25 protein-coding genes are annotated in these 26,990 nt (G+C 72.5%); 15 read left to right on the top strand and 10 right to left on the bottom strand.

From position 1 onward, the window contains the following. Window positions 1-37 precede the first annotated feature (37 nt). The 5 genes from ACFXPK_RS27275 to fmt all read right to left on the bottom strand — a co-directional run bounded on the left by ACFXPK_RS27275 (window position 38) and on the right by fmt (window position 6,075). Window positions 38-1,480: a GuaB1 family IMP dehydrogenase-related protein gene (locus ACFXPK_RS27275; protein WP_385006618.1), complete on the bottom strand. Its 1,443-nt coding sequence runs from the start codon at window positions 1,478-1,480 to the stop codon at window positions 38-40. 216 nt (window positions 1,481-1,696) lie between these two features. Next, window positions 1,697-2,746, bottom strand: coding sequence for a sugar-binding transcriptional regulator (locus tag ACFXPK_RS27270; RefSeq protein WP_385006616.1), 1,050 nt, complete (start codon window positions 2,744-2,746; stop codon window positions 1,697-1,699). 87 nt (window positions 2,747-2,833) lie between these two features. Beyond that, window positions 2,834-3,517 (bottom strand): ribulose-phosphate 3-epimerase, encoded by a 684-nt coding sequence (gene rpe / locus ACFXPK_RS27265; protein WP_329828408.1) that lies wholly within the window; start codon window positions 3,515-3,517, stop codon window positions 2,834-2,836. Window positions 3,518-3,664: 147 nt separating this feature from the next. Next, entirely contained in the window at window positions 3,665-5,098 is a 1,434-nt protein-coding gene (locus ACFXPK_RS27260; protein WP_385079550.1) for an RsmB/NOP family class I SAM-dependent RNA methyltransferase, read from the bottom strand. Window positions 5,099-5,130: 32 nt separating this feature from the next. Continuing rightward, a complete protein-coding gene (fmt, locus tag ACFXPK_RS27255; RefSeq protein WP_385079548.1) occupies window positions 5,131-6,075 on the bottom strand; it encodes a methionyl-tRNA formyltransferase in 945 nt (314 codons plus the stop codon). Window positions 6,076-6,399: 324 nt separating this feature from the next. Here fmt and ACFXPK_RS27250 point away from each other — a divergent pair, with 324 nt between their 5' ends. Both ACFXPK_RS27250 and ACFXPK_RS27245 read left to right on the top strand, forming a co-directional pair. Next, window positions 6,400-6,942, top strand: coding sequence for a hypothetical protein (locus ACFXPK_RS27250; RefSeq protein ID WP_385079545.1), 543 nt, complete (start codon window positions 6,400-6,402; stop codon window positions 6,940-6,942). 782 nt (window positions 6,943-7,724) lie between these two features. After that, complete coding sequence (locus tag ACFXPK_RS27245; RefSeq protein WP_385079543.1) at window positions 7,725-8,549, top strand: sulfurtransferase; 825 nt, start codon at window positions 7,725-7,727, stop codon at window positions 8,547-8,549. A 102-nt stretch (window positions 8,550-8,651) separates the two neighbouring features. On the opposite strand, the gene sepH is transcribed toward ACFXPK_RS27245, so the two are convergent. Continuing rightward, window positions 8,652-9,680: a septation protein SepH gene (gene sepH, locus ACFXPK_RS27240; protein WP_385004428.1), complete on the bottom strand. Its 1,029-nt coding sequence runs from the start codon at window positions 9,678-9,680 to the stop codon at window positions 8,652-8,654. Window positions 9,681-10,177: 497 nt separating this feature from the next. Here sepH and ACFXPK_RS27235 point away from each other — a divergent pair, with 497 nt between their 5' ends. Beyond that, on the top strand, window positions 10,178-11,287 hold the full coding sequence (locus ACFXPK_RS27235) for a hypothetical protein (RefSeq protein WP_385079540.1): 1,110 nt from the start codon (window positions 10,178-10,180) through the stop codon (window positions 11,285-11,287). A gap of 28 nt (window positions 11,288-11,315) precedes the next feature. Here ACFXPK_RS27235 and ACFXPK_RS27230 read toward each other — a convergent pair whose 3' ends face one another. Both ACFXPK_RS27230 and ACFXPK_RS27225 read right to left on the bottom strand, forming a co-directional pair. Then, complete coding sequence (locus ACFXPK_RS27230) at window positions 11,316-12,650, bottom strand: D-arabinono-1,4-lactone oxidase (protein WP_385004434.1); 1,335 nt, start codon at window positions 12,648-12,650, stop codon at window positions 11,316-11,318. Continuing rightward, window positions 12,595-13,857 carry an MFS transporter gene (locus ACFXPK_RS27225; RefSeq protein ID WP_385004432.1) on the bottom strand — a complete coding sequence of 421 codons (1,263 nt, stop codon included), beginning with the start codon at window positions 13,855-13,857 and terminating at the stop codon, window positions 12,595-12,597. The genes ACFXPK_RS27230 and ACFXPK_RS27225 overlap by 56 nt, the downstream gene beginning before the upstream one ends. A gap of 164 nt (window positions 13,858-14,021) precedes the next feature. Between ACFXPK_RS27225 and ACFXPK_RS27220 the strand changes: the two genes are divergently transcribed. Then, a complete protein-coding gene (locus ACFXPK_RS27220) occupies window positions 14,022-15,149 on the top strand; it encodes a ferrochelatase (protein ID WP_385079537.1) in 1,128 nt (375 codons plus the stop codon). Between the two features lie 11 nt (window positions 15,150-15,160). Continuing rightward, a complete protein-coding gene (locus tag ACFXPK_RS27215) occupies window positions 15,161-15,961 on the top strand; it encodes an inositol monophosphatase family protein (protein WP_385004422.1) in 801 nt (266 codons plus the stop codon). Window positions 15,962-16,148: 187 nt separating this feature from the next. Here ACFXPK_RS27215 and ACFXPK_RS27210 read toward each other — a convergent pair whose 3' ends face one another. Then, window positions 16,149-16,322, bottom strand: a complete 174-nt coding sequence (locus tag ACFXPK_RS27210; protein WP_365819162.1) for a hypothetical protein — start codon at window positions 16,320-16,322, stop codon at window positions 16,149-16,151. Window positions 16,323-16,657: 335 nt separating this feature from the next. On the opposite strand from ACFXPK_RS27210, the gene ACFXPK_RS27205 reads away from it, so the two are divergent. From ACFXPK_RS27205 to ACFXPK_RS27190, 4 genes are all read left to right on the top strand, one after another. Next, window positions 16,658-17,311 (top strand): response regulator transcription factor, encoded by a 654-nt coding sequence (locus ACFXPK_RS27205; protein ID WP_329821498.1) that lies wholly within the window; start codon window positions 16,658-16,660, stop codon window positions 17,309-17,311. Window positions 17,312-17,315: 4 nt separating this feature from the next. Continuing rightward, window positions 17,316-18,548 carry a sensor histidine kinase gene (locus tag ACFXPK_RS27200; protein ID WP_385004419.1) on the top strand — a complete coding sequence of 411 codons (1,233 nt, stop codon included), beginning with the start codon at window positions 17,316-17,318 and terminating at the stop codon, window positions 18,546-18,548. Between the two features lie 406 nt (window positions 18,549-18,954). Continuing rightward, the gene (locus tag ACFXPK_RS27195) at window positions 18,955-19,251 is read left to right on the top strand and encodes a DUF4193 domain-containing protein (protein ID WP_030350183.1); all 297 of its coding nucleotides are present in this window, start codon (window positions 18,955-18,957) and stop codon (window positions 19,249-19,251) included. Between the two features lie 13 nt (window positions 19,252-19,264). Continuing rightward, a complete protein-coding gene (locus tag ACFXPK_RS27190) occupies window positions 19,265-20,188 on the top strand; it encodes a hypothetical protein (RefSeq protein ID WP_385079532.1) in 924 nt (307 codons plus the stop codon). A 91-nt stretch (window positions 20,189-20,279) separates the two neighbouring features. Here the strand turns inward: ACFXPK_RS27190 and ACFXPK_RS27185 are convergent, their stop codons facing one another. After that, window positions 20,280-20,738: a DUF3093 domain-containing protein gene (locus ACFXPK_RS27185; protein WP_385079529.1), complete on the bottom strand. Its 459-nt coding sequence runs from the start codon at window positions 20,736-20,738 to the stop codon at window positions 20,280-20,282. 67 nt (window positions 20,739-20,805) lie between these two features. Between ACFXPK_RS27185 and dut the strand changes: the two genes are divergently transcribed. The 6 genes from dut to ACFXPK_RS27155 all read left to right on the top strand — a co-directional run bounded on the left by dut (window position 20,806) and on the right by ACFXPK_RS27155 (window position 26,904). Further along, window positions 20,806-21,363, top strand: a complete 558-nt coding sequence (gene dut / locus ACFXPK_RS27180; protein ID WP_385006400.1) for a dUTP diphosphatase — start codon at window positions 20,806-20,808, stop codon at window positions 21,361-21,363. Window position 21,364: 1 nt separating this feature from the next. Beyond that, window positions 21,365-22,156, top strand: coding sequence for a DUF3710 domain-containing protein (locus ACFXPK_RS27175; RefSeq protein ID WP_385006394.1), 792 nt, complete (start codon window positions 21,365-21,367; stop codon window positions 22,154-22,156). A gap of 241 nt (window positions 22,157-22,397) precedes the next feature. Next, window positions 22,398-24,941, top strand: coding sequence for an ATP-binding protein (locus ACFXPK_RS27170; protein ID WP_385006392.1), 2,544 nt, complete (start codon window positions 22,398-22,400; stop codon window positions 24,939-24,941). A 26-nt stretch (window positions 24,942-24,967) separates the two neighbouring features. After that, the gene (locus tag ACFXPK_RS27165) at window positions 24,968-25,657 is read left to right on the top strand and encodes a response regulator (protein WP_385006390.1); all 690 of its coding nucleotides are present in this window, start codon (window positions 24,968-24,970) and stop codon (window positions 25,655-25,657) included. Window positions 25,658-25,725: 68 nt separating this feature from the next. Further along, window positions 25,726-26,112: an OB-fold nucleic acid binding domain-containing protein gene (locus ACFXPK_RS27160; RefSeq protein WP_385006388.1), complete on the top strand. Its 387-nt coding sequence runs from the start codon at window positions 25,726-25,728 to the stop codon at window positions 26,110-26,112. 3 nt (window positions 26,113-26,115) lie between these two features. After that, entirely contained in the window at window positions 26,116-26,904 is a 789-nt protein-coding gene (locus ACFXPK_RS27155; protein WP_385079524.1) for a DUF3159 domain-containing protein, read from the top strand. Window positions 26,905-26,990: the final 86 nt, after the last annotated feature.

The following is a 26,990-nucleotide window of genomic DNA, read 5'->3' as shown; positions in this document are numbered from 1 at the left end:
CCCGAACGGTACCGGCGGCCCCGGGCCCCCTGCCTGCTCAGCTCCAACTGTGGTGCAGCGGCTTGCCCTCGGCGTATCCGGCGGCGCTCTGGACGCCGACGATCGCCTTCTCGGCGAACTCCGCCAGCGAGTTCGCGCCCGCGTAGGTGCACGAGGAGCGGACCCCCGCGATGATCGAGTCGATCAGGTCCTCGACGCCGGGGCGCTGCGGGTCCAGGAACATCCGCGAGGTGGAGATGCCCTCCTCGAAGAGCGCCTTGCGCGCCCGGTCGTACGCGGACTCCTCGCTCGTACGGTTGCGTACGGCGCGGGCGGAGGCCATGCCGAAGGACTCCTTGTAGAGCCGTCCGTCGGGGGACTGCTGGAGGTCGCCGGGCGACTCGTACGTACCGGCGAACCAGGAGCCGATCATGACGTTCGACGCGCCCGCGGCCAGCGCCATGGCGACATCGCGCGGGTGGCGGACGCCGCCGTCGGCCCAGACGTGCTTGCCGGCCTTGCGCGCCTCGGCGGCGCACTCCAGCACGGCGGAGAACTGCGGGCGTCCCACGCCGGTCATCATCCGGGTGGTGCACATGGCGCCGGGGCCGACCCCGACCTTGACGATGTCCGCGCCGGCCTCGATCAGATCCCGTACGCCCTCCGCGGCGACCACGTTGCCCGCGACGACCGGGACCTTCGGGTCGAGCGCGCGGACCGCCTTGACCGCGCCGATCATCGACTCCTGGTGGCCGTGGGCGGTGTCGACGACCAGGGTGTCGACGCCCGCGTCGAGAAGCTGCGCCGCCTTCCCCGCGACATCGCCGTTGACGCCGACGGCGGCGGCGATCCGCAGCCGGCCCGCGGCGTCGGTGGCGGGCGTGTAGAGGGTGGCGCGCAGCGCGCCCTTGCGGGTGAGGACCCCGGCGAGCCGGCCCTCGGCGTCGACGGCGGGGACCAGCTTGCGGTTGGCGTTGTCGAGGGTCTCGAACGCCTCGCCCGGATCGAGGTCGGCGGAGATCAGCACCAGGTCCTTCGACATGACCTCGGAGAGCTGGGTGAAGCGGTCGACGCCGGAGAGGTCATGGTCGGTGACGATGCCGACGGGCCTGCGGTCCGCGTCGACCACGACGCCCGCGCCGTGGGCCCGCTTGGGCAGCAGGGAGAGCGCGTCGCCGACGGTCTGGAAGGGGGTGAGCACGATCGGGGTGTCGAGCACGAGATGGCGCTTCTTGACCCAGCCGATGACGTCGGTGACGACCTCGATCGGGATGTCCTGCGGGATCACGACGAGTCCGCCGCGCCGGGCGACCGTCTCGGCCATCCGGCGGCCCGCGATCGCCGTCATGTTCGCGACGACGAGGGGGACCGTGGTGCCCGTACCGTCCGGCGACGCGAGGTCGACGGCCTGGCGGGAGCCCACGGCGGAGCGGCTCGGCACCATGAAGACATCGTCGTACGTCAGGTCGTACGGGGGCGTGACGTCGTTGAGGAAACGCATACTGACTCTCTCACCTGCTGTTTCGCTTGAGGGGCGGGTGGGGAGTCAGCGACGGCGCCCGGTCGGCCCCGGCTGCGGCTCCTACGCCATCATCACCGATACGTCCGCGGAATGGCGAACCTGACGGGCGGCTCTGTACGTTCCGCCAGGGGGCCGGGGGCGGTCTTCGAAGCATCCTCCGAAACCCCTGGCCGGGGGCCCGGCGGGGCAGGCGGCTCAGTCTTCGTCGGGGTCCGCGCGCTCCAGCGCGGGGTGCGGCGCGGGCGTGAACTCCGTCAGCAGGTAGTCGGCCGCGGCGGTGTCGGTGACCAGGCTGGTGACCAGCCCGGAGCGGAGTACGGCGCCGATCGCCTCGGCCTTGCGCAGTCCGCCCGCGATCGCGACGACCTCGGGGATCCGGCGCAGCCGGTCCGCCTCGACGGTGATGCACCGTTCGCCCAGGTCGCGGCCTACTCTGCGGCCCTCCGCGTCGAAGAGGTGCGCGGACATCTCGGCGGCGACGCCGAGCGAGGCGTAGTGGGCGCGCTCCTCCTCGGTGATCATGTCGTGGACCGTGGAGATGCCGGGCTCCCATGAGCCGATGGAGACGGCCGCGACGGTGACCTTGTCGAAGTACTCGAAGGCGCGCGCGATACCGGTCTGGCTGCGCAGCGCGGCGGCGGTCGCCGGGTCGGGCAGCAGCATCGGGGCGTAGATCGGGTGCGCCTCGCCGCCGGAGACCTGGGCGGCGCGGCGTACGGCCTCGACGGAGCCGCGCTCGGCGGTGCCCGCGTCGTACACGCCGGTGAGCTGGACGACCGTACAGGGCGGCAGCCGGTCGAGCGCGGCGGCCATGTGGATGGTGGAGCGGCCCCAGGCGAGGCCCAGGACATCACCCTCGACCACCAGTTCGCCGAGGAGGTCGGCGGCGACCTCACCGAGGTTCTCCGGGTCCGGCGACTCGTCCTCGCCCTCGGCGGGGGACTCGACGACGACCGCGTGGCGCAGGCCGTAACGGGCGCGCAGCGCGTCGGAGCGCTCGGCGTCGAGTTCGGCGGGGACGCGGATCTCGATCCGTACGAGGTCGCGCTCCAGCGCGGTCTCCAGGACCCGGGCCACCTTGAAGCGGCTGACGCCGAACTCCTCGGCGATCTGGATCTTGGACTTGCCCTCCAGGTAGAAGCGGCGGGCCATGGCCGCCGCCTGCACCAGTTCCGCGGGTCCCATCCGCAGGGCTGGCCGACCCGCCGACATACCAGACACCGCGATCTCCTCACCTTTGTTCACACTCTGGACTCGCTGTTCATCCTGTCAGATCCAGCGGTCCTTGATCGGCCCCGTAAGGCCCCGTTCACGTACCTGTGGCCCGTGGGCTCAGTGGCCGCAGGCCCAGGAGGCCGCGGCGGTCGCCTCGGTCGCCTGGTTGCGCAGCATCCGTACCGCCGCCGCCGGATCGTCCGTGCCGTACACCGCGGATCCCGCGACGAAGACATCGGCACCGGCCTCGGCGCAGCGCTCGATGGTGGTCGCGGAGACCCCTCCGTCGACCTGGAGCCACAGTTCGAGTCCGTGCTTGGAGATCAGCTCCCGGGTGCGGCGGATCTTCGGCAGCATGATGTCCAGGAACGCCTGGCCGCCGAAGCCCGGCTCCACCGTCATGATCAGCAGCATGTCGAGTTCGGGGAGCAGGTCCTCGTACGGCTCGATCGGGGTCGCGGGCTTCAGCGCCATCGACGCCTTGGCCCCCTTGGCCCTGATCTCCCGCGCCAGCCGTACGGGGGCCGCCGCGGCCTCCGCGTGGAAGGTCACGGAACCGGCGCCGGCCTCGACGTACTGCGGGGCCCAGCGGTCGGGCTCCTCGATCATGAGATGGCAGTCCAGCGGCGTGTCCGTGGCCCGCGCGAGCGCTTCGACCACGGGCACGCCCAGGGTCAGGTTGGGCACGAAGTGGTTGTCCATGACATCGACGTGCAGCCAGTCGGCTCCGTCGACCGCCTTCGCCTCCTCGGCGAGGCGTGCGAAGTCCGCGGACAGGATGCTGGGGTTGATCTGGGCCATGTGCCAAGCCTGCCATGCTCCGGGACACTTCCTGACCGCCCTGCGAACCCGGGTACGGACCAATCCCGTACGGGAATGGGCACAGTCCGCGCAATCCTCGCGTTTCCGTGGACAGATCCGGCGGTACGGAAAGATCGGTTTGACGGGTCAGGCGGTCCGGCGCAACAGGGCCAGATACATGGCGTCCGTGCCGTGCAGATGCGGCCAGAGCTGGACGTCGGGTCCCTCGCCCAGCGCGGGGACACCGGGCATCAGGGGCCTGGCGTCGACCCACTCGGCCTCGACCGGCGGGCCGCCGCGGCCCCTGAGGACGTCCTCGACGACGACGCGGGTCTCGGCGAGATGCGGGGAGCAGGTCGCGTAGCCGACGATGCCGCCGACCCGTACCGCCCCGAACGCCTCGCGCAGCAGCCCGCGCTGGAGCGGCGCGAAGCCGTCCAGGTCGGCGGGGCGCCGCCGCCAGCGCGCCTCGGGCCGGCGGCGCAGCGCGCCCAGGCCCGAGCAGGGGACGTCGACCAGGACACGGTCGAAGGAGCCGGGGCGCCAGGGCGGGCGGGTGCCGTCGGCGGCGATGACCTGGTAGGGGCCCGGGTTCCCGGCGAGGGCGCGTTCGACGAGCCGGGCGCGGTGCGGCTGTTTCTCGGCGGCGAGCAGGAAGGCGCCGCGGCCGGCGGCGAGCGCGCCCATCAGCGCCGCCTTGCCGCCGGGGCCCGCGCAGCCGTCGAGCCAGCGGGTGTCGGAGCCCTCCAGCGGGGCGTTGGCCACGGCGAGGGCGACGAGCTGGCTGCCCTCGTCCTGGACCCCGGCGCTGCCGTCCCGTACGGCCTCGACGGCGCCGGGTTCGCCGCCCTCGGCGAGCCGGACGGCGTACGGGGACCAGCGTCCGGGCAGCACGCTGTCCGCGCCGAGCAGGTCGGTCAGCTCCGCGGTGGTGGAGCGTCCCGGCCGGGCGACCAGGGTCACCTCGGGCCGTTCGTTGTCGGCTTCGAGCAGGTCCTCGATCCCGGCGCGCCCGCCGCCCAGCGCGTCCCAGAGCGCCGAGACGATCCAGCGGGGGTGCGAGTGGACGACCGCGAGATGGTCCTCGGCGTCCTCGGCGTAGGGCGGGGCGACCCGCTCCAGCCAGGCGTCCAGATCGTCCTTGGAGATCTTGCGCAGCACGGCGTTGACGAACTTGGCGCGCCCGTCGCCGAGCACCACCCGGGCCAGGTCCACGCTGGCGGAGACGGCGGCGTGGGTGGGGATCCGGGTGCCGAGGAGCTGGTGGGCGCCGAGCGCGAGCACGTCGAGCACCGGCGGGTCGACCTCGCGCAGCGGCCGGTCGACACACGCCGAGATGATCGCGTCGTACGTGCCCTGGCGGCGCAGCGTCCCGTACACCAGCTCGGTGGCGAGCGCCGCGTCCCGCGCCTCGAAGTCGCTGTTCTCGCGGGCCTTCTTGAGCAGCGGGGGCAGGACGAGGTTCGCGTAGGCGTCCCGCTCGTCGACGGCCCGGAGCACCTCGAAGGCGAGCAGCCGTACGGGGTCCTTCTTGGGGCGTCGGTACGGCTTGGAGGGGCGGCGGGTGGCCTGCTCGTTCAAAGGTGCTCCGCGGTGAGAAGAGTCGATCCCTCTCAGCCTACGTCGGCGGTTCCCAGACCCTCGCCCGGGGCGATCCGGACCCCGCGCGCCCAGTCGGCCGCGCGCATCGGCTTCTTGCCCTGCGGCTGGACCCAGAGCAGCTCGACGGCGTGCGAGCCGGTACCGACGTGCACGGTGTTCTTGCCGACGGCCAGTTCGCCGGGGGCCAGCCCCGTCACCTCGGGCACCGGCGTGGCCTGGACCAGCTTGAGCCGTTCGCCGCGGAAGAGCGTCCAGGCGCCGGGCGCGGGGGTGCAGGCGCGTACCACCCGGTCGACGCGGAGCGCCGGGGCCGCCCACTCCACCTGCGCGTCCTCGACGGTGATCTTGGGGGCGAGCGAGATGCCGTCGGCGGGCTGCGGTACGGGGACCAGGGAGCCGTCCTCGATGCCGTCCATGGTCGCGGAGAGCAGCCCGGCCCCGGCGAACGCCAGCCGGGTCAGCAGGTCGCCGCTGGTGTCGGTGGGCCGGACATGCTCGGTGATCACGCCGTACACGGGCCCGGAGTCCAGCCCCTCCTCGATCTGGAAGGTGGCGGCGCCGGTCATCTCGTCGCCCGCCATGACCGAGTGCTGCACGGGCGCGGCGCCGCGCCAGGCGGGCAGCAGCGAGAAGTGCAGGTTCACCCAGCCGTGGACGGGCACGCCGAGGGCGCTCTTCGGCAGGAGGGCGCCGTACGCGACGACCGGGCAGCAGTCGGGGCCGATCTCGCGCAGCCGGGCGAGGAAGTCCTCGTCGCGGGGTTTCGCGGGTTTGAGGACCTCGATGCCCGCTTCCTCGGCGCGCTGGGCGACGGGGCTGGCGACCAGTCTGCGGCCGCGCCCGGCGGGCGCGTCGGGCCTGGTCACGACGGCGACGACGGTGTGCCGCTCCGAGGCGATGAGTGCGTCCAGGGCGGGTACGGCGACCTCGGGGGTGCCGGCGAAGACGAGCTTCATCGGTGGCTGACTACCTCTCGGAACGGTTGGTCGAAGGCGGGCCGGCCCCGGCCGGGCGGCCGGGCACCCGGTCCGGCCGGGGCCGGTGGGCGCGGGGCCGGTACGGATCCTCGCGGACGCCGGAGCGGTTGCGTGAGCGGCGCACCAGTCTAGAGGGGTGCGCCACAGGGGGCGTACGACGGCCTGCGCGCCCCGCGCATATGCGTATAAGCCGCCGTAGCGTGACCACATCGGCCGGTGAAGCGTTGTCAAGAGAGATTGACCCACGCGGGCCGCACCGGTGCGGCCCGGATCCTTTTCCACGCCGGTTCGAGAGGCTTGTTCATGGCCGACCACGCAACCCACGACGCACAAGCCCGGGCAAGTCTGCACCTGTTGGTGCGGGACATCGAGCGGGTCAGGCGGCAGGTGGACGCGCTGCGCACGCTCACCGCCCAGTTGGGCAACGTCTACCGCCCACGGCGCTCGGGACCTTCCACGGGCTTCGTCGTCTACGGCCGGGCGCCCGCCCCGACCGTCCGCCTCGCGCAGGAGCTGAGGGACAGCGTCGAGACGCTGGTGACCGCGGCGGTGGACTTCGACCGTTCGCTCGGGTTCTCGTGGGACGCGGTGGGTTCGGCGCTGGGCGTCACCAAGCAGGCGGTGCACCGCCGTTACGGTACGCGGCGGACCGCGCAGCAGCCGGGCGCGGCCGAGGTGGAGCGCGCGCAGGACGCCGGGGTCGCCCGGTCCTCGCTGCCGGCCGTGCCGGGCGCCGTCCCGGCGGTGCCGGCGGCCCGCGCGATGCCTCCGCAGCCGTCGGCGAGCGTCTCCGCGCTCCGCGAGGAGAGCCTTCCGCGGGCCTTCCCCGGCCCGCGCGGCGGCTGACTCCGCGTCCGTTCCCCCGCGCCGTCGCCGGGTGACCGGTTCCGGTGCGGCCAGACCGGCCCGTACCGCATCCCCACGCGCCGCCCGGGGCGGCGCGGCGGGTACGGGCAGCAGGGCGCGGGGGGGGGGGCCGCCCCCCCCGGGGCCCCCCGCCCCCCCCCCCCCGACGGTGCCGCCGCAGCTCCTGATCGTGTCGGCGGTCAGATCGGCGTTGTCCGTGGCCAGATACGTCAGCCAGGCGATGGGCAGATGACGGTCGGGCGGCAACTGGCCGATCCCCGCGATCTCCTTGCCGTCGAGCAGCCCGCGGACGTACGGTCCGAGCTGCTGCGGCCCCGGCTCGAACTCCCAGCCGAACAGCGCTCCGTAGAACTCCTCCGTCGCGGCAAGTCCGTGCACCATCAGACTCACCCAGCAGGGTGTTCCAGGGGTGCGCCGGGTCGCTGCCTCGGTCATCGTCACTGTCTCCTCGGACCTTCGTGGTGGCCGTACGGACCGGGCGCGCCGCGGGGGGGAACTGCCGGTGGAACCGCGGAAACGCACGGGGAGGCACCGGGGGAGGAAGCGGGACGGAAGCGGCCGTACGCCCGTGCCGATGCTCGCACCCGGCGGCGTGCGGCGCCGCCCGGCCGCGCCGCACTTGGCGGGATCTCGATTCGCTGTTTACCGGCTGTTTCACGGCCCGTTACATCGGCCGTGACATCACCCGTGACATCACCGGTCACTCCGCACGGAGCACCGCCGCTCCCGCCGCGCGCCGTCCGTACGGAAGGATGGCGTCCATGACAGCCATCATCACAGCGGCCGAACTCACCGGCGAGTCGGCGGGTCGGCGTCCGCCCGTCCTGCTCGACATCCGCTACCGGCTCGGCGGGCCGCCCGGCCGGCCGGAGTACGAGGCGGGACACCTGCCCGGCGCCGTCTACGTGGACCTCGACACGGAGCTGGCCGCCGCGCCGGGGGAGGGCGGCCGTCACCCGCTGCCCGACCTGGCGGTCTTCGGTGCGGCGATGCGCCGTGCGGGTGTCGGCGCGGACACCCCGGTGGTCACGTACGACGCCGGTCCCGGATGGGCCGCGGCGCGCGCCTGGTGGCTGCTGCGCTGGGCGGGCCATCGCGACGTCCGGGTCCTGGACGGCGGTCTGGACGCCTGGACGGGCCCGCTCTCCACCGAGATCCCGGAGCCGGCGGAGGGCGACTTCCGCCCCGAGCCGGGCGGGCTCCCGGTGCTCGACGCGGACGGTGCCGCCGCGCTGGCCGGGGACGGGCTGCTGCTGGACGCCCGCGCGGCCGAGCGCTACCGCGGCGATGTCGAGCCGATCGACCGGATCGGCGGCCACATCCCCGGCGCGGTCTCGGCGCCCACTTCGGAGAACATGGCCGAAAACGGCACCTTCCGCCCGGTGACGGAACTCGCCGCCCGTTTCGAGGCGCTGGGTGCCACGGGCCGGAACGTCGGCGTCTACTGCGGCTCGGGCGTCTCCGCCGCCCAGCAGGTACTGGCGCTGGAGCTGGCGGGGATCGGCGCGGCGCTCTACACGGGCTCGTGGTCGGAGTGGTCCTCGGACCCCGACCGCCCCGTCGCCAAGGGCCCTGACCCCCGGTAACCGGCGCGCCGGTTACGCGCCACGGCGCCCGAGGGACCCGTACCCCCACCTGCGGTGAGTACGGGCCCCTCGGACTGCGTATAGGGGGGTGTGCGAACCCGGTCAGTCCTGTTTCTTGCGCCGGGTGCCGAAGACGATCTCGTCCCAGCTCGGCACCGCGGCCCGCCGCCCGGGGCGGACGCCGTCCGCCTCGGCCTGGCGGTCCGTCGTGCCTGTGAGCCGGTCGCGGTGACCGGCCACCGAGCGCGGCATCAGCACGTCCGCGTAGGCGGAACCGGCGCCCGCCGAGGCTGCGGGCGGCTCCTCCGCGTCCGGTTCGTCGTCCGGATCCATGGACCCGGCGTCGGACGGCGAGGGGCGCTCGGGCACGACCATGTCGCCGCGGAAGCTCGGCACGGCCTCCAGCAGGCTGGTGAGCGAGTCGCGTTCGTCGGCGTCGTCCGGCTGAGGGGCTACGGGACGCTCCAACTGCCGGTCGAGGGAACGGTCCAGCGGCCGGTCGCGCGGCAGCCGGGCGATCCGGGGCACGAACGGGAAGCTCGGCTCCTTCGTGACCGTGTCGTCGGTGTCGCCGATCAGCGCGCGCGCCTCGTCGTCGACGGCCTGGACGAGCCGCCGGGGCGGGTCGTACGTCCAGCTCGCCGAGTGCGGCTCGCCCGCGACCAGATAGACCAGCAGGACTTCCCAGGTGCCGTCGTCACGGCGCCACGAGTCCCACTGGACGGTCTGCTTGTCGGCCCCGCGCAGCGTCAGCCGCTCCTGGACGGCCTCGCCGAGCTGCGGCCCGGTGTTCTCGCCGGGGCGGCGTACGGGGGTCTTCCTGGCGCGCTCGGCCATGAAGGCGCGCTCCGCGAGCACCGGGCCCTCGAAGCGCCGGACGCGGTCCACCGGGATCCCGGCGTGCTGCGCGACCTCCTCGGCGGTGGCTCCGGCTCGTATCCGCGCCTGGATGTCCCGTGGTCTGAGGTGGCTCTCCACCTCGATCTCGATCTGGCCCAGACGCGCACGGTCGTTGCGGACGGCGGCGCGCAGCCGCTCATCGATGGGGAGCGTGTACTCCGTGCTGTCGGCAGCCTTGAGCACCAGTCGTGTGCCGTCGTTGGAGACGGCCACGACACGCAGTTCGGGCATGGGAACCTCCCGGGTGGTGCCTGCCGACGTCACGTGCGTCGCTGCTTCCGCTAGTCGAGTGTGGCCTGCCCGGGTGCAGCCTGCCACAACCTTTCCGTGCTGCCCGGCGTGTCGGGCATGGGCCCTGGATCGCCGATGGCACGGTTACCCTTTGCGACGCAGAGTGACGAACCTGGTCACTCTGTGCAGCAGGCGCCCGTGCGGTGCCGCGGCTCCGCCGGATCGAGTGCCACGTTCGGCCCCCTTCCCGTAAGTCCCGGACACCCAAAAGGGAGTCCGGCCCCAGGGCTCGCCACAGTACTCCATTCGGGCCATCCGGGTGGACCGGCGCGCCGCCCAAGTTCTCACCGCGCCGGGGAGTTGATGCCCGGAACGGTCCGCGGGTACCCCGGTACGGGTGTCCTGCTTCACAGAACCCGCCGAAGTGGAACTATCCGCTTCGCTCAGAGGTCACTCCCTGGTGCAAGGTGGGACAGATGTGCAGGCAGGGGCTGTAGATGGATCAGAGGCTGACGACCGGTACGCGAACGGACGACAGGCCGGAAAACGGCGGGGCGGACGGGCGCCCGGAGGAGGGGGAGCGGCCGGCCCTCCGGCTCGAACTGAGCCTGCCGCAGGTCGCGGGCAGCGCGCTCGCGGCGATCGCCGCCGCGGTGCTCGCCTCCCAGCTCGGCGTGTACGGCACGATCATCGGCGCGGGCGTGGTCAGCGTGGTCGCCACCTGCGGCGGTTCGGTCTTCCAGCACCTGTTCCGCCGTACGGGGGAACAGATCCGCGTCGCGGCGGTCCAGGCGAAGCCGGGCGGACGGCAGGTGCCGATACCGCCCGAACGGGGTGATCCGGGTCAACGGGACGGCTCCACCGGCTCCAGCGCCTCCACCGGCTCCAGCGCCTCCACCGGTTCCGTCGGCTCCACCGGTTCCGTACGGGGCGTCGACGCGACGCGGCTGCTGCCCCAGGTGCCCCCGACGGCGCGGATGCCCCAGGTGTCCCCGGCGTCCCCGCTGCCCCAGATGTCCTCGGCGTCCCCGGCCTCGACGGGTGCGGAGTTCACCCCGGCCACGACCCATGGCACGCGGGTCCGCGGCTGGAAGCGCCCGCTCCTCGCGGCCGGGATCGTCTTCGGCGTCACGATGGGCGGTATCACCGGATACGAGCTGATCTCCGGTCAGGACCTGAGCGGCGGCACGGGAACGACCGTCGGCTCCGTCGTGACCGGCGGCCACCGCTCCACCCCCTCCACCACGACCGATCCCTCCGTCACCCCCTCGACCGGCACCGGCGGCGACGCCCCCGCCGGCGGGGACACGGGCACCACTCCGGACAGCGGGACCTCGCCGTCCCCCTCCGTCGGCGGAAGCGGCGACGGGAGCGGCCAGGAGACCGGCACCGGCACCGGCACCGGCACCGGATCCGGTCAGGACACCGGCACCGACCCGGCGGGCACCCCGTCCTCCTCCGCCCCGGACCCGACCCCCTCCTCCGGTTCCGGCCAGGACGCCACCGGCGACACCGGTTCCGGCCGCTCGTCCGCCCCGGCCCCGGCGCCCTCGGGCACCGCCGGCACCACGGACGGCGGCGACGGCGGGACGACCACCGGCCGGTAGGGGAGGGCGTACGACGCGCATCGGTCCCTCAGTCCCCGAGGACCCGGCGCAGATAGTCGTTGCCGAACAGCCGGTCCGGGTCGAGCCGGTCCCGTACCGCCGCGAACTCCGCGAAGCGCGGGTACACCCCGGCGAGATACCCCGCGTCCCGGGTGTGGATCTTGCCCCAGTGCGGTCGGCCGCCGTGCGCCGTCATGATCCGCTCCACCGCCGTGAAGTACGAGCGGTGCGGCGTGCCCCGGTACAGGTGCACGGCGATGTACGCCGTCTCGCGGCCCGAGGCCGTCGAGAGCGCGATGTCGTCGGCGGGCGCCGTCCGTATCTCCACCGGGAAACTCACCTTCAGCGGTGAGCGCTCGATCATCGCCTTGACCTCGCGCAGCGCCCCGACCGCCGCCTGTCTCGGCAGGGCGTACTCCATCTCCACGAAGCGCACCCGGCGCGGCGAGGTGAAGACCTTGTAGGGAATGTCCGTGTACGTACGGGCCGAGAGCGCCCGGCTGGAGACCCGCGCCAGGGCCGGGATCGTCGCGGGCACGGCGCGGCCGAGCGCGCAGGACACCCGGAAGGCGGCGTTGGAGAGGAGCTCGTCCTCGATCCAGGCGGGGACACGGCCGGGCGGCGCCGCGGGGCCCGCGCTGCGGTTGTTGCGCTTGGTGTTGCAGTTGCCGGTGTGCGGGAACCAGTAGAACTCGAAGTGCTCGTTCTCCGCGACGTGCTGGTCGAACTCCGCCAGGACCCGGTCGAAGGGCATCGGCTCCTCACGGGCCGTCAGCAGGAAGACCGGCTCCACCGCGAAGGTGACCGCGGTGATCACACCCAGCGCGCCGAGGCCGATCCGCGCGACGGCGAAGACCTCCGGGTTCTCCTCGGCCGAGCAGCGCAGCACCGTCCCGTCCGCCGTGACCAGTTCGAGCGCGCGGATCTGCGCGGCGATCGACGCCGACTCACGCCCGGTGCCATGGGTGCCGGTGGAGGTCGCGCCCGCGACGGTCTGCTCCATGATGTCGCCCATGTTGGTCAGCGACAGGCCCTCCCGGGCCAGCGCCGTGTTCAGGCGCTTGAGGGGGGTGCCGGCCGCCACCGTGACGGTGCCCGCGGCCCGGTCGATCTCCCGGATGCCGGTGAGCAGGTCGGGCCGTACGAACACGCCGTCCGTGGCGGCGACGGAGGTGAAGGAGTGCCCGCTGCCGACCGCCTTGACCCGCAGCCCGTCGGCCGCCGCCGCGCGTACCTCCCCGATCAGCTCCTCCACGGAGGAGGGGAAGACCGTACGGGCCGGGCGGGCGGTGACGGTCCCCGCCCAGTTACGCCACGCGCTCGTGGTCCTCGTGCTCCTCAGGACTGTCCGGTCGCCGGTCATCCGCCCCATGCCCTCCCCGCCTCGGTACCGGCTCACGCAGCCGGCGGTACCCCAGGAACGCCACCGCGGCCGCGACGGCGCCCGCCACCACGGGCACCCTGTACCCCGCACGTGCCCCGGCGGCGTCGACCACCCAGCCCGCGGCCGAGGAGCCGAGCGCCACGCCGACCGCGAGCCCGGTACTGGTCCAGGTCATCCCCTCGGTCAGCTTGGTGCGCGGTACATGCGCTTCGACGAGGGCCATGGTGGTGACCATCGTCGGCGCGATGGAGAGGCCCGCGACAAAGAGCGCCACGGCCAGGAGCGGCAGGCTCCCGGCCAGTTGGAGGGGGATCATACTCACGGCCATCGCGCAGACACCCACCAGCCACCTCCGGGCCGCCGGACCGGTGAGATGGAGCAGCCCGAACACCATGCCCGCGCAGCAGGACCCCAGCGCGTAGACGGAGAGCACCAGGCTCGCCGCGGCCTTGTGGCCCTGTTCCTCGGCGAAGGCGACCGTGACCACGTCGACCGCGCCGAAGATCGCCCCCGTCGCCACGAACGTCGCCACCAGCACCCGCAGCCCGGCGGAACCGAGCGCCGAACCCCCGGTGTGCTCCGCGCGGGGCCGCGGCACGGGCTCGGTGGCGCGCTGCGCCGTCAGCCACAGGACACCGGTCACCAGGAAGACCCCGGCGACCAGCGGGCCCGCCTCGGGGAACCAGGCCGTCGAGAGCCCGATCGAGATGATCGGGCCGAAGATGAAGCAGACCTCGTCGACCACCGACTCCCAGGAGTACGCGGTGTGCAGCGCGCGCGGGGAGTCGCGGTGGACGGTCGCCCAGCGGGCCCGCACCATCGCCCCGACGCTCGGCATGCACCCGGTCCCGGCCGCGAAGAAGAAGAGCGTCCAGTCCGGGGCGCCGCGCTGGGCACAGAGGAGCAGCCCCGCGATCGCCGTCACCGAGACCAGCGTCGCCGGGCGCAGCACCCGCCGCTGGCCGTGCCGGTCGACCAGCCGGGAGATCTGCGGGCCGAAGACCGCGGCCGACATGGCCATGGTCGCCGAGACGGCGCCCGCGAGGCCGTACCGGCCGGTGAGCTGGGAGATCATCGTGACGGCGCCGATGCTCAGCATCGCGAGCGGCATCCGGCCGATCAGCCCGGCGGCGCTGAATCCCTTCGTACCGGGAACGTCGAACAGCGCGTGGTAGGAACGGGGCAACGCAGGCAACGGACGCTCCGGTAAGCGATGAATCTGGCCCCGGAAGCTTACGGCCGTCCGGCACCGCGCGCCTCCGTTTTTCCCAGCGGTCCCACCGGCGCTCCCCGGGCCCGGCCGGGCGGGGCCGCCGCCCGGCGTACCGGGGCGGGTGGCAGGATCGGGGCATGCCAGAACAGTCGGCGACTTCGCCCTACGACGCTCTGCTCCTGCTGTCCTTCGGCGGCCCCGAAGGCCCGGACGACGTGGTTCCGTTCCTGGAGAACGTCACCCGGGGCCGAGGCATCCCGAGGGAACGGCTCAAGGAGGTCGGGCAGCACTACTTCCTGTTCGGCGGGGTCAGCCCGATCAACGAACAGAACCGGGTGCTGCTGGACGCGCTGCGCAAGGACTTCGCGGGGCACGGTCTGGACCTGCCGGTCTACTGGGGCAACCGCAACTGGGCGCCGTACCTCACCGACACCCTGCGCGAGATGGCCGCCGACGGACGGCGCCGGATCGCCGTCCTCGCCACCAGCGCGTACGCCTCGTACTCCGGCTGCCGCCAGTACCGCGAGGACCTGGCCGCCGCCCTCGCCACGCTGGCCGGCGAGGGCATCGAACCGCCCCGAGTCGACAAGCTGCGCCACTACTTCAACCACCCCGGCTTCCTGGACCCCATGATCGATGGGGTGCTCGCCTCGCTCGCCGATCTGCCCGAGGACGTACGGGAGGGGGCCCATCTCGCCTTCACCACCCACTCCATCCCGACCGCGGCCGCCGACACCTCGGGCCCTGCCGAGGGCCACGGGGACGGCGGCGCGTACGTCGCCCAGCACCTCGACGTCGCCCGCCTCGTGGTGGCCGCCGTCCGCGAGGAGACCGGGATCGCGTACCCCTGGCGGCTCGTCTACCAGTCGCGCAGCGGCGCCCCGCACATCCCCTGGCTGGAACCGGACATCTGCGACCACCTGGAGACGCTGAGCGGCGAGAACGTCCCCGCCGTCGTGATGGCCCCCATCGGCTTCGTCTCCGACCACATGGAGGTCCTGTACGACCTCGACACGGAGGCCACCGCCAAGGCCGCCGAGCTGGGGCTGCCGGTCCGCCGGTCCGCCACGGTCGGCGCGGACCCCCGGTTCGCCGCCGCCGTACGCGATCTCGTCCTGGAGCGCGCCGCCGCCGAGCGCGGACGCGCCGTGGAGCGGTGCGCCCTCGGCGCGCTCGGCCCCAGTCATGACCTCTGCCCCGTCGGCTGCTGCCCGGCGCGTGCCCCCAAGCCCGCCGCCGCGGGCGCCGACAGCCCGTACGCCTGAAGGAGCCCGCTGTGACCGACGCCCTCACCGGTGAACTGCTCACGCTCGCGCTGGAGGCCGCTCGCCGGGCCGGCGCGCTGCTGCGCGACGGACGCCCCGACGATCTCGCCGTCGCCGCCACGAAGTCCAGCCCCATCGACGTCGTCACCGAGATGGACATCGCCGCGGAGAAGCTGATCACCGGCTATCTCGCGGACCACCGCCCCGAGGACGGCTTCCTCGGCGAGGAGGGCGCCAGCACGGCGGGCACCAGCGGTGTCCGCTGGGTCATCGACCCGCTGGACGGCACCGTCAACTACCTCTACGGGCTGCCCACCTGGGCCGTCTCCATCGCCGCGGAGCGCGACGGGGAGACGCTGGTGGGCGTCGTCGAGGCCCCGATGCGCCGCGAGACCTTCCGTGCCGTGCTCGGCGGCGGTGCCTTCCTGGGGGACCGGCCGCTGCGCTGCCGCCCGGCGCCGCCGCTGGAGCGCGCCCTGGTCTCCACGGGCTTCAACTACGTGACCACCGTCCGGAGCCACCAGGCCGACGTCGCCCAGCGGCTCATCCCGCGGCTGCGGGACATCCGGCGCGGCGGCTCGGCGGCCATCGACCTCTGCGACGTGGCGGCCGGCCGGCTGGACGGCTACTACGAGCGGGGGCTGCACCCCTGGGACCTCGCGGCCGGCGATCTCATCGCCCGCGAGGCGGGCGCCCGTACGGGTGGCCGCCCCGGCGGCGCCCCCGGCTTCGAGCTGACCGTGGCGGCCTCACCGGGCGTCTTCGAGCCCCTTCAGGGGCTGCTGGAGGAGTACGGGGCCTGGCACGACTGACCCGGACACCCGGGCCCGCGACCCGGTCCCGGTGGGGCCACGGGCGCCCCAGGGCCCTCCACGGGCCCCGCACGGAAGGACCCCGGCACCGTCCCCTCGGTGCCGGGGTCCTTCACAGCAGATCGTTTGCGGCTCTGATATTTCGTATGTCTGTACGACTATGTCTGTACGACTCGGATGTATCGGATCAGACGCTGGCGGCGCCGACCTCCACACCGTGCTCGGCGGCGAGCCGACGCAGGTCGTCCAGCTCTTCCTGTTCGACATCCGCGAGGAAGTCGTCACCCGTCTCACGTGCACGGGTGAGGTCGGTTTCCGTGGCCTTTATACGCTGGAGAAGCCCGGCGGTGAACGCGTCCATTGCGCCCCCTCGTCGTGGGTCAGTGGCACGGGGGTGTGCCGACGGCGGGAAGATCAGGCGCCCACTGTCTTCTGGAGGACAGTTATCCGGTGGGCAGATAAGGGTGTGGCATGCCACAAACAGGGCGTGATCTCGGGTGTGAAGTCGTCTTCCCCAGGGTCCGTCTCCGAGAAACCTCCCCGACCTGACGAATCCGGCGCCGGCCCGGACGTGCCTGGTCACCCGGCATCGTCTTACCGCCGGTTTATGGCCGATACAGGCAGGATGGGCCCGCACAACGAGTGCTTCAAGCTGCCCTGATCACGCAAGACGGGCCCGGAGGAAGGAAAAACGACGTGCGCGTACTCGTCGTCGAGGACGAGCAACTGCTCGCCGATGCGGTGGCCACCGGACTGCGCCGGGAGGCCATGGCCGTCGACGTCGTGTACGACGGTGCGGCGGCCCTGGAACGGATCGGGGTCAACGACTACGACGTGGTGGTGCTCGACCGTGACCTCCCGGTCGTGCACGGTGACGACGTCTGCCGCAAGATCGTCGAACTGGGGATGCCCACCCGGGTCCTGATGCTGACCGCCTCGGGCGACGTCAGCGACCGGGTCGAGGGCCTGGAGCTGGGCGCGGACGACTACCTCCCCAAGCCCTTCGCCTTCACCGAGCTGACCGCCCGGGTCAGGGCGCTGGGACGGCGTACGACGGTGCCTCTGCCGCCCGTCCTGGAGCGCTCCGGGATCAAGCTCGACCCCAACCGCCGCGAGGTCTTCCGCGACGGCAAGGAGATCCAGCTCGCGCCCAAGGAGTTCGCGGTCCTGGAGGTCCTGATGCGCAGCGAGGGCGCGGTGGTCTCGGCCGAGCAGCTTCTGGAGAAGGCGTGGGACGAGAACACGGACCCGTTCACCAATGTCGTCCGCGTGACGGTGATGACGCTGCGGCGCAAGCTCGGTGAGCCGCCCGTGATCGTCACCGTGCCCGGCTCCGGCTACCGGATCTGATGGCGTGGCCACCACTCCGGCGCCGCCCGCGGCGCCCCCGAAACCGACCTGGGACCCGAGAAGGCCCGACCAGTCCCTCCCCTGGGTCCGCCCCACCATCCGTATACGCCTGACGCTGCTCTACGGAGGGATGTTCCTGATCGCGGGCATCCTGCTGCTCTCGATCATCTACCTGCTGGCCGCGCAGGCCCTGCACGTCGGCAGTGAGCTGCCGTTCCAGATCGTCAGCGGCAAGGTGAGCAGCGACACCTGCAACTTCCCCGACCAGGCGACGCCCGACCGGTTCAACACCGCGATGAACGCGTGCGTCAACCACCAGCGTCAGCAGGCGCTCGACGACCTGCTCAGCCGCTCGCTCTTCGCGCTGGTCGGGCTGAGCGTCATCGCCTTCGCCTTCGGCTACGCGATGGCCGGCCGGGTGCTCTCGCCGCTGGGCCGGATCACCCGTACCGCGCGCCGCGTGGTCGGCACCGACCTCGCGCGCCGGATCGAGCTGGACGGCCCGGACGACGAGCTGAAGGAGCTGGCCGACACCTTCGACGAGATGCTGGAGCGGCTGGAGCGCGCCTTCACCGCCCAGCAGCGCTTCGTCGCGAACGCGTCGCACGAGCTGCGTACACCGCTCGCGATCAACCGGACCCTCCTGGAGGTCCATCTCTCCGATCCGGGGGCTCCCGTGGAGCTCCAGCAGCTCGGGAAGACCCTACTGGCGACCAACGAGCGCAGCGAGCAACTGGTGGAGGGGCTATTGCTGCTCGCCCGCAGCGACAACCAGCTCGTGGAGCGCAAACCGGTCGACCTCGCGGAGGTCGCCACCCGCGCCGTGGACCAGGCGCTCTCCGAGGCCGAGGCGAAGGGCGTGGAGATCCGCACGGAGTGCGTCCCCGCGGTCGTCCAGGGCAACGGCGTGCTGCTGGAGCGGATCGCCCTGAACCTGGTGCAGAACGCCGTGCGGTACAACATCCAGCAGGACGGCTGGGTGGAGGTCAGCACGGAGCTCCAGCAGGGCCAGGCGGTCCTGGTGGTGTCGAACACGGGGCCCGTGGTCCCCGCGTACGAGATCGACAACCTCTTCGAGCCGTTCCGGCGCCTGCGTACGGAGCGCACCGGCAGCGACAAGGGGGTGGGCCTCGGCCTGTCGATCGCCCGCTCGGTCGCGCGGGCCCACGGCGGACGGATCTTCGCGGAGCCTCGTGAGGGGGGTGGACTGGTGATGCGTGTCACTCTCCCGATCTGAGAGACTGCGCTCGGTATTCACGCGGCGGATTACTTTGTTCGCTTTGCGCGGAATTTCCATGGCGGGTTTTTGGCGGATCCTTGTGTGATCGATCACAGGGGCGAATTCCCGCCTATCGACTCTGTGTGATCAAGCCTTCATCGGAAAGCCGGTAAAGTCCGGGTTTCCGGGGGTCGTGATCACGGGAAGTACACGGGGTGGCGCCCGTGCGGCAGGAAAGAGGGACCGTGTACGGTCCCCTTCGCCACCCGAAGCCGATCACTCCTGAGGAGTCCGGTTGGGTGTCGATTGAGTAACAGACCTTGATGTGAGGCAAAATCTCCGCCTCAGGTCGGGCACAAGTCCGGCCTCTCACGCGTTACGTGCGCTGAGACACCACAGACACCCAGAGGGGGAGAGCGACGACATGGCAACGGATTACGACACCCCACGCAAGACCGATGACGACGTCGACCAGGACAGCCTTGAGGAACTGAAGGCCCGTCGGAACGACAAGTCGACCTCAGCGGTCGACGTCGACGAGTTCGAGCAGGCCGAGGGCCTGGAACTGCCCGGCGCGGATCTCTCCAACGAGGAGCTGTCCGTCCGGGTCCTGCCGCGGCAGGCCGACGAGTTCACGTGCATGAGCTGCTTCCTCGTGCACCACCGCTCCCAGCTCGCCCGGGAGAAGAACGGTCAGCCCATCTGCCGCGACTGCGACTGAGGTCCGACCGGCCGTGGCAGGCGACACACCGTTCCGGAAACGGCGCTTCCGGCGCAAGAACGCCCCGGAGGCACCGGAGACGTATCAGGGCGGCTCGGGTTCGGCAGAAGGCGATCAGCCCGCTGCCGAGCACTCCGCCCCGCTGCCCCAGCACGGCGCGCACGAGGACGAGCGAGGCCGGCCGGCCTCGCTCGAAGCCGTCCGGGAGGACCACGGCGGCCCCACGACCGGGGGCCGGCGCCTGGACAGCGTGAAACGGGGCGTGCGCAAGGGGAGCGACGGGGCCAAGGCGGCTCTCGCGTTCGTCGCCGACCGGATCATCGAGAACGCGCCCCGGATCCCGGTACGCGACCTCGCGACCCTGCGCACGCAGTTTCCGGGGCTCGGCCCCGAGGAGCTGGCCGACAAGCTGGTCGCGGGCGCCGCGAACAGCAGCTCCACCGTCGGGGCGGGCGTCGGCGCCGCCGCGATGATGCCCGTGCCCCCCGCGATGCCGGCCGAACTGGCCGCCGAGATCACCGCCGTCGCCGCGATCGAGCTGAAGCTCATCGCGGAGCTGCACGAGGTCTACGGACAGCGCCCGCCCGGCTCGCTCAAGGAGCGCAGCGCCGCCTATCTGACGTCCTGGACCCAGGAGCGCGGCGTCGACATCACCAAACCGTCGACCTTCAACGGCGCGCTCAGCGGCCCCATGAAGCGCGAGCTGCGCCACCAGATCACCAAGCGCATGGTCCGCAGCCTGCCGAACCTGGTCCCCTTCATGATCGGGGCCGCCGTGGGCGCCCTGATGAACCGGCGGGACACCAAGAAGGTCGCCGAACACATCCGCAAGGACCTGCGGCGCCGCCAGGTGCCCTGGGACGCGCTGCCCGCCCTGCCGCCCCTGGAGCGGCCGGACGAGCTGCCTCCGGGGCTGCCCAGGGAGCTGGGCCACTGAGGAGCCGTCAGGGCCACCGGGGCCGTCGGGCCCGCCCCGGCCGCCCCCGCGCGGCCTCCGGTACGTCCCGGGGCCGCCACCGCCTGCGGACTCAGCCCGTACGGACCGCGTCCAGCGCCGCCGCCAGCTCCCGCGGGGTCCTGGTCGAGAGATAGACGTACGGGGTCGGGTCGTCCGGATCCGTGACCTCCACCTTCAGCGCCGTCGGCACATAGCTGCGCAGCAGCATGAAGGCGCGCGGATCGGCCTTCTCCAGCCGCCAGGCCCGCGCCTCCTCCGGATCCAGCACCTCGGCCGCGCCGAGCGCCGCCACCGGGATCCGCGCGTCGCCCGCGACCAGCGAGTCCGCCACCACCCGGATCCGCGCCGAGCCGTAACCGCTGACCCCCGCCGCCGCGAGCGCGCCCGCCACGAGCACACCGCCCAGCATCGGCAGCGTGCCAATCGGCAGCGTCATCAGACCGCCCGCCACGGCGAGCAGAGCGGCGATACCCCACCAGGAAGGGGGTGCGGTCAGGCGTTCGTCGTAACGCGCGGGGGAAGGCTCCATGGGGCCAAGCTTGGCACGGTGCGCCCCGCGGGCGACCGCGCGGGTAAGGTCTGCGCCTGTGAGTAACGTGCCATCCCCGGGGACGCCCCCGACCACCCCGTCCGGCGGCGCCAGCCGCCCCGTGGACGTGCTGATCCGCCGCGTCGACCCGGAGGTCCCCCTCCCCTCGTACGCGCACCCCGGTGACGCGGGGGCCGATCTGGTCACCACGGAGGCCGCCGAGCTGGCCCCCGGTGAGCGCGCCGTGCTGCCGACCGGCGTCTCCGTGGCCCTGCCCGACGGCTACGCGGCCTTCGTGCACCCGCGCTCCGGGCTCGCCGCCCGCTGCGGGGTCGCGCTGGTGAATGCCCCCGGGACGGTGGATGCCGGGTACCGTGGGGAGATCAAAGTGATCGTGGTCAATCTGGACCCCCGCGAGAGCGTGCGGTTCGAGCGGTTCGACCGGATTGCCCAGCTCATCGTCCAGCAGGTCGAGAAGGTTCGCTTCCACGAGGTGGCGGAGCTTCCCGGTTCTGCGCGGGCCGAGGGGGGCTTCGGGTCCACCGGCGGTCATGCCGCCGTGGGCGGCGGGGTACAGGGTGGGAATCGATACGCTTCGGTCGTATCCGACCGGGAAGGACAGTGACGTGTTCGGACGTCGCAAGAAGAGTGGTTCCGCCGAGGACGAGGCGGGGACAGCGGGCGAGACCGAGCAGTTCGTCGACGAGGCCGGTGAGGACACCGGGGACGCCGACGACACGGAGGCGGCGCCCGCGCCCCGCCGTGCGAACCTTCCGCCGGCACCCAGGCCCGACGGTCCCTGGGACATCTCCGAGGTCTCCAGGCCCGAGGAGGGCCGTGTCGGCCTCGGGGGCATCTTCGTCCCCGCGGTCGAGGGCATGGAGCTGCGCGTGGAGGTCGCCGGTGACGCGATCGTCGCCGCCACGGTCGTCGTGCGCGACAGCGCCGTACAGCTCCAGGCGTTCGCCGCGCCCAAGAAGGAAGGCATCTGGGGCGAGGTCCGCGAGGAGATCGCCACCGGCATCACCCAGCAGGGCGGCATCATCGACGAGGTCGAGGGTCCGCTGGGCTGGGAGCTGCGCGCCCAGGTCCCCGTACAGCTCCCGGACGGCACCGGAGGCGTACAGCTCGTGCGCTTCATCGGGGTCGACGGCCCGCGCTGGTTCCTGCGCGGGGTGATCTCCGGGCAGGGCGCGGTCCAGCCCGAGGCCGCGGGGCTGCTGGAGCAGATCTTCCGGGACACCGTCGTCGTCCGCGGAGAGGGCCCGATGGCCCCCCGCGACCCGATCGTCCTCAAGCTTCCGGACGACGCGCAGATGGTCGCCGAGGGCGTCCAGCAGGAGGACCAGGAGAGTTCCCGCTTCTCCGGCGGCATGGGACAGCTCCAGCGCGGTCCCGAGATCACCGAGGTGCGCTGACACCCGTACGGGCAGGTGAGGGGCCGTACCCCGGGCGGGGTGCGGCCCTTTCGCGTGCCGGGGGCCGCCCCGGGGCCCGCCCCCGCCGTACGGCCGGCCCCCACCCGCCCCCGCCGTCAGAATCGTGTCAAAACCGGCCCCCGGACCCCGCGCGGCGGCCGTCCGCGTCGTCACCGGCGGTAGTTTCGTCAGGACGGTCGGCAGGTCGGGCACGCCGGCCCTTCTGGAAGACAATGGGGCCATGGGACGCGGCAAGCTACGTATCTACCTGGGCGCGGCACCGGGCGTCGGCAAGACGTACGCGATGCTCTCCGAGGCGCACCGCCGGGTGGAGCGGGGCACGGACTGCGTCGTCGCGTTCGTCGAGCACCACGACCGGCCGCGTACGGAAGTGATGCTGCACGGCCTGGAGGCGGTCGAGCGGCGCGAACTGGAGTACCGCGGCAGCGTCTTCACGGAGATGGACGTCGACGCCGTCCTGGAGCGCCGCCCCGCCGTCGCGCTGGTGGACGAGCTGGCCCACACCAATGTGCCCGGCTCACGCAACGCCAAGCGCTGGCAGGACGTCGAGGAACTGCTCAAGGCGGGCATCGAGGTCGTCTCCACCGTCAACATCCAGCACCTGGAATCGCTCGGGGACGTCGTCGAGTCGATAACCGGGGTACGCCAGCGCGAGACCGTCCCCGACGAGATGGTCCGGCGCGCCGACCAGATCGAACTGGTCGACATGTCGCCCCAGGCGCTGCGCCGGCGGATGGCCCACGGCAACGTCTACAAGCCCGACAAGGTCGACGCCGCGCTCTCGCACTACTTCCGCCCCGGCAACCTCACCGCGCTGCGCGAACTGGCGCTGCTCTGGGTCGCCGACCGGGTGGACGAGTACCTCCAGCAGTACCGCGGCGAGCACAACATCCGTACCACCTGGCAGGCGCGCGAGCGGATCGTCGTCGGCCTCACCGGCGGCCCCGAGGGCCGTACGCTCATCCGCCGCGCCGCCCGCATGGCCGCCAAGGGGTCCGGCAGCGAGATCCTCGCCGTCTACATAGCCCGCAGCGACGGCCTCACGGCCGCCTCGCCCAAGGAGCTGGCGGTCCAGCGCACGCTCGTGGAGGACCTGGGCGGCACCTTCCACCATGTGATCGGCGACGACATCCCCTCCGCGCTGCTGGAGTTCGCGCGCGGCGTCAACGCCACACAGATCGTGCTGGGCTCCAGCCGCCGCAAGACCTGGCAGTACATCTTCGGGCCCGGGGTGGGCGCCACCGTGGCGCGGGAGTCGGGCCCCGACCTGGACGTGCACATCGTCACGCACGAGGAGGCCGCGAAGGGGCGCGGGCTGCCCGGCGCGCGCGGCGCCCGGCTCGGGCGCTCCCGGCTCATCTGGGGCTGGCTGGCCGGGGTGGTCGCCCCGGTGCTGCTGGCGGTGCTGCTGACCGCGCTGAACAACACCCTCGGGCTCGCCAACGACGTCCTGCTCTTCCTCTTCCTGACCGTGCTGGCCGCCCTGCTCGGCGGGTTGCGGCCGGCGCTCGCCTCGGCCGCCGTGGGGTCGATGCTGCTCAACTTCTACTTCACGCCGCCCACCCACAACCTGACCATCCAGGACCCGAAGAACCTGGTCGCCATCGTGATCTTCTTCGCGGTGGCCGTGGCGGTGGCCTCCGTGGTGGACCTGGCGGCGCGCCGTACCCATACGGCCTCCCGGCTGCGCGCCGAGTCCGAGATCCTGTCCTTCCTCGCGGGCAGTGTGCTGCGCGGGGAGACGGCCCTGGACGCCCTGCTGGAGCGGGTCCGCGAGACCTTCGCCATGGAGTCCGTCGCACTGCTCGAACGCAAGAGCGACGTCGACCCGTGGACCCGGGCCGGCAGCGTGGGCCCCCAGCCCGTCGACCGCCCCGAGTCCGCCGATGTGGACATGCCGGTCGGGGACCATATGGCGCTGGCGCTCTCCGGGCGGGTGCTGCCCGCCGAGGACCGCCGGGTGCTCGCCGCGTTCGCCGCGCAGGCGGCCGTCGTGCTCGACCGCCAGCGCCTGGTCGGCGAGGCCGAGCAGGCCCGCGCGCTCGCCGAGGGCAACCGCATCCGTACGGCCCTGCTCGCAGCCGTCAGCCACGATCTGCGCACGCCGCTGGCCGGGATCAAGGCCGCGGTCTCCTCGCTCCGCTCGGACGACGTGGAGTGGTCCGAGGAGGACCAGGCGGAGCTGCTGGAGGGCATCGAGCACGGCGCCGACCGCCTCGACCACCTCGTGGGCAACCTCCTCGACATGTCCCGGCTCCAGACCGGCACCGTCACCCCGCTGATGCGCGAGATCGACCTGGACGAGGTCGTCCCGATGGCGCTCGGCGGCGTACCGGAGAACAGCGTGGACCTGGACATCCCCGAGTCGCTGCCCATGGTGGCCGTCGACCCCGGGCTGCTGGAGCGCGCGGTCGCCAACATCGTCGAGAACGCCGTCAAGTACAGCCCCGAGGGGCGGCGCGTCACCGTCGCCGCCAGCGCGCTCGGCGCCCGGGTCGAGGTACGGGTGGTGGACCGCGGCCCCGGCGTCCCCGAGGACGCCAAGGAACGTATCTTCGAACCCTTCCAGCGCCACGGGGACGCCCCGCGCGGGGCCGGGGTGGGCCTCGGGCTCGCCGTCGCCCGGGGCTTCGTGGACGCGATGGGCGGCACGCTCGCCGCCGAGGACACCCCCGGCGGCGGGCTGACCATGGTGCTCACCCTCTCCGCTGCCGCCGGCCCCCTGCCGGCGCGCACCGAACCTCCCGCCCGGGTCGGCTCATGACCGGGACAGCAGAAAGGCGGACCTCTATGACCCGGGTGCTCGTGGTCGACGACGAGCCACAGATCGTACGGGCCCTCGTGATCAATCTGAGGGCGCGCAAGTACGAGGTGGACGCTGCCGCCGACGGCACGACCGCGCTGGAACTGGCGGCGGCCCGCCACCCCGACGTGGTCGTGCTCGACCTCGGGCTGCCGGACATGGACGGCGTCGAGGTGATCAAGGGGCTGCGCGGCTGGACGCGCGTCCCGATCCTGGTGCTCTCCGCGCGCCACACCTCCGACGAGAAGGTCGAGGCGCTGGACGCGGGCGCCGACGACTACGTCACCAAGCCCTTCGGCATGGACGAACTGCTGGCCCGGCTGCGCGCCGCGGTCCGCCGGGCGGAACCGCTCGGCGGGGACGGTGACGAGACCGTCGCCGTGGTCGAGACGGCGGGGTTCACCGTCGACCTGGCGGCGAAGAAGGTCCACCGCGAGGGCCGTGACGTACGGCTCACCCCGACCGAGTGGCACCTGCTGGAGGTCCTGGTACGGAACACGGGCCGGCTGGTCAGCCAGAAACAGCTCCTCCAGGAGGTCTGGGGCCCCTCGTACGGCACGGAGACCAACTACCTGCGGGTCTACATGGCGCAGCTCAGACGGAAGCTGGAGACGGACCCCTCGCACCCCCGGCACTTCGTCACGGAGCCGGGCATGGGTTACCGCTTCGAACGGTGATCCGATTCTCCCGGCCGGTCGCATCGTCGCGTTCTCCTGCCGCACCCGTACCCCGGTACCCTTCAGACATGAGTGCTGAGAAGCCGACCGGCCGCTTCCGCCGGATGCTCGACCGGCTCTCCAGCTCCCAGGAGGATCTGGAGTCCGAGGAGCTGCGCGAGGACGCCCAGGCGTCCGGTTGCACCCGTATCTCCGAGTGCGACGACCGTCAGATCGTCCGGGTGGCTGGTACGTTGCGGACGGTCACCCTGCGACCCCGGGCCGGTGTGCCCGCGCTGGAGGCGGAGCTGTTCGACGGCACCGCGCCGCTGGACGTGGTGTGGCTGGGCCGGCGCTCCATCGTGGGCATCGAACCGGGCCGCAAGCTGATCGCCTCCGGCCGGATCTCGCTGAGCCACGGCCGGCGCGTGCTGTTCAATCCCACATACGAACTCCGACCGCTCGGACAGGAGTAGCCGGTGACGTCACCCGACAAGCCCACCGCCCCGACCGTTTCCCCCGCACCGTCCTCACCCGCGTCACCCGACCAGGACGGTGGTGCGAAAGCCGTCACGGAGGCGGCGCTCTTCGAGGCGTTCGGCGGCGTGCGCGGCATGGTGGAGACGGTCCTCCCCGGCCTGCTCTTCGTCACGATCTACACCGTCAACAAGGACCTGCACACCTCGGCGATCGCGGCGCTCGGCGTCTCGCTGCTGCTGGTGGTGGTGCGGCTGGTCCGCCGGGACACCGTCAAGCACGCCTTCAGCGGGGTCTTCGGCGTCGCCTTCGGTGTCGTCTTCGCGATGATGACCGGCAACGCCAAGGACTTCTACCTCCCCGGCATGCTCTACACGCTGGGGCTGGCGCTCGCCTACATCGTCACCACGCTGGCGGGCGTGCCGCTGATCGGCCTGATCCTGGGCCCGGTCTTCAAGGAGAACCTCTCCTGGCGCACCCGCAACCCCGGCCGCAAGAAGGCGTACGCCAAGGCCAGTTGGGCCTGGGGCCTGATCCTGCTCGCCAAGTGCGCGATCCTCTTCCCGCTCTACTGGTGGGCGGACACCACCCAGCTCGGCTGGGTGCTGATCTCGCTGAAGATCCCGCCGTTCCTGCTGGCGGTCTATCTGACCTGGGTCTTCCTCGCGAAGGCGCCGCCGCCGATCGATGTCTTCGCCGAGATGGAGGCGGAGGAGCAGGCCGAGAAGGAGCGCGCGGCCGCCGCCGCGGCCACCACGGGTGAGCGGGGACCGGCCAGGCACCGCCGGTAGGACGGACACCTCGACGAACATCTGCGGTTCCGACCTGCACATGTTCGAGGGACGCACCGACTTCGAACAGGGCCGCGTCTTCGGCC

The sequence above is a fragment of the Streptomyces sp. NPDC059142 genome (assembly GCF_042755665.1).
In the GTDB taxonomy this organism is placed as follows: Bacteria; Actinomycetota; Actinomycetes; order Streptomycetales; family Streptomycetaceae; genus Streptomyces.
This window is presented reverse-complemented; position numbering and strand designations above follow the sequence as displayed.

What these genes read in the sequence shown, in the direction of transcription:
- ACFXPK_RS27275 (WP_385006618.1), bottom strand. Translation starts at nt 1,480, where the DNA reads ATGCGTTTCCTCAACGACGTCACGCCCCCGTACGACCTGACGTACGAC.
- rpe (WP_329828408.1), bottom strand. Translation starts at nt 3,517, where the DNA reads ATGGCCCAGATCAACCCCAGCATCCTGTCCGCGGACTTCGCACGCCTC.
- fmt (WP_385079548.1), bottom strand. Translation starts at nt 6,075, where the DNA reads ATGAAGCTCGTCTTCGCCGGCACCCCCGAGGTCGCCGTACCCGCCCTG.
- ACFXPK_RS27250 (WP_385079545.1), top strand. Translation starts at nt 6,400, where the DNA reads ATGGCCGACCACGCAACCCACGACGCACAAGCCCGGGCAAGTCTGCAC.
- ACFXPK_RS27245 (WP_385079543.1), top strand. Translation starts at nt 7,725, where the DNA reads ATGACAGCCATCATCACAGCGGCCGAACTCACCGGCGAGTCGGCGGGT.
- sepH (WP_385004428.1), bottom strand. Translation starts at nt 9,680, where the DNA reads ATGCCCGAACTGCGTGTCGTGGCCGTCTCCAACGACGGCACACGACTG.
- ACFXPK_RS27235 (WP_385079540.1), top strand. Translation starts at nt 10,178, where the DNA reads ATGGATCAGAGGCTGACGACCGGTACGCGAACGGACGACAGGCCGGAA.
- ACFXPK_RS27230 (WP_385004434.1), bottom strand. Translation starts at nt 12,650, where the DNA reads ATGACCGGCGACCGGACAGTCCTGAGGAGCACGAGGACCACGAGCGCG.
- ACFXPK_RS27220 (WP_385079537.1), top strand. Translation starts at nt 14,022, where the DNA reads ATGCCAGAACAGTCGGCGACTTCGCCCTACGACGCTCTGCTCCTGCTG.
- ACFXPK_RS27210 (WP_365819162.1), bottom strand. Translation starts at nt 16,322, where the DNA reads ATGGACGCGTTCACCGCCGGGCTTCTCCAGCGTATAAAGGCCACGGAA.
- ACFXPK_RS27195 (WP_030350183.1), top strand. Translation starts at nt 18,955, where the DNA reads ATGGCAACGGATTACGACACCCCACGCAAGACCGATGACGACGTCGAC.
- ACFXPK_RS27185 (WP_385079529.1), bottom strand. Translation starts at nt 20,738, where the DNA reads ATGGAGCCTTCCCCCGCGCGTTACGACGAACGCCTGACCGCACCCCCT.
- ACFXPK_RS27170 (WP_385006392.1), top strand. Translation starts at nt 22,398, where the DNA reads ATGGGACGCGGCAAGCTACGTATCTACCTGGGCGCGGCACCGGGCGTC.
- ACFXPK_RS27165 (WP_385006390.1), top strand. Translation starts at nt 24,968, where the DNA reads ATGACCCGGGTGCTCGTGGTCGACGACGAGCCACAGATCGTACGGGCC.
- ACFXPK_RS27160 (WP_385006388.1), top strand. Translation starts at nt 25,726, where the DNA reads ATGAGTGCTGAGAAGCCGACCGGCCGCTTCCGCCGGATGCTCGACCGG.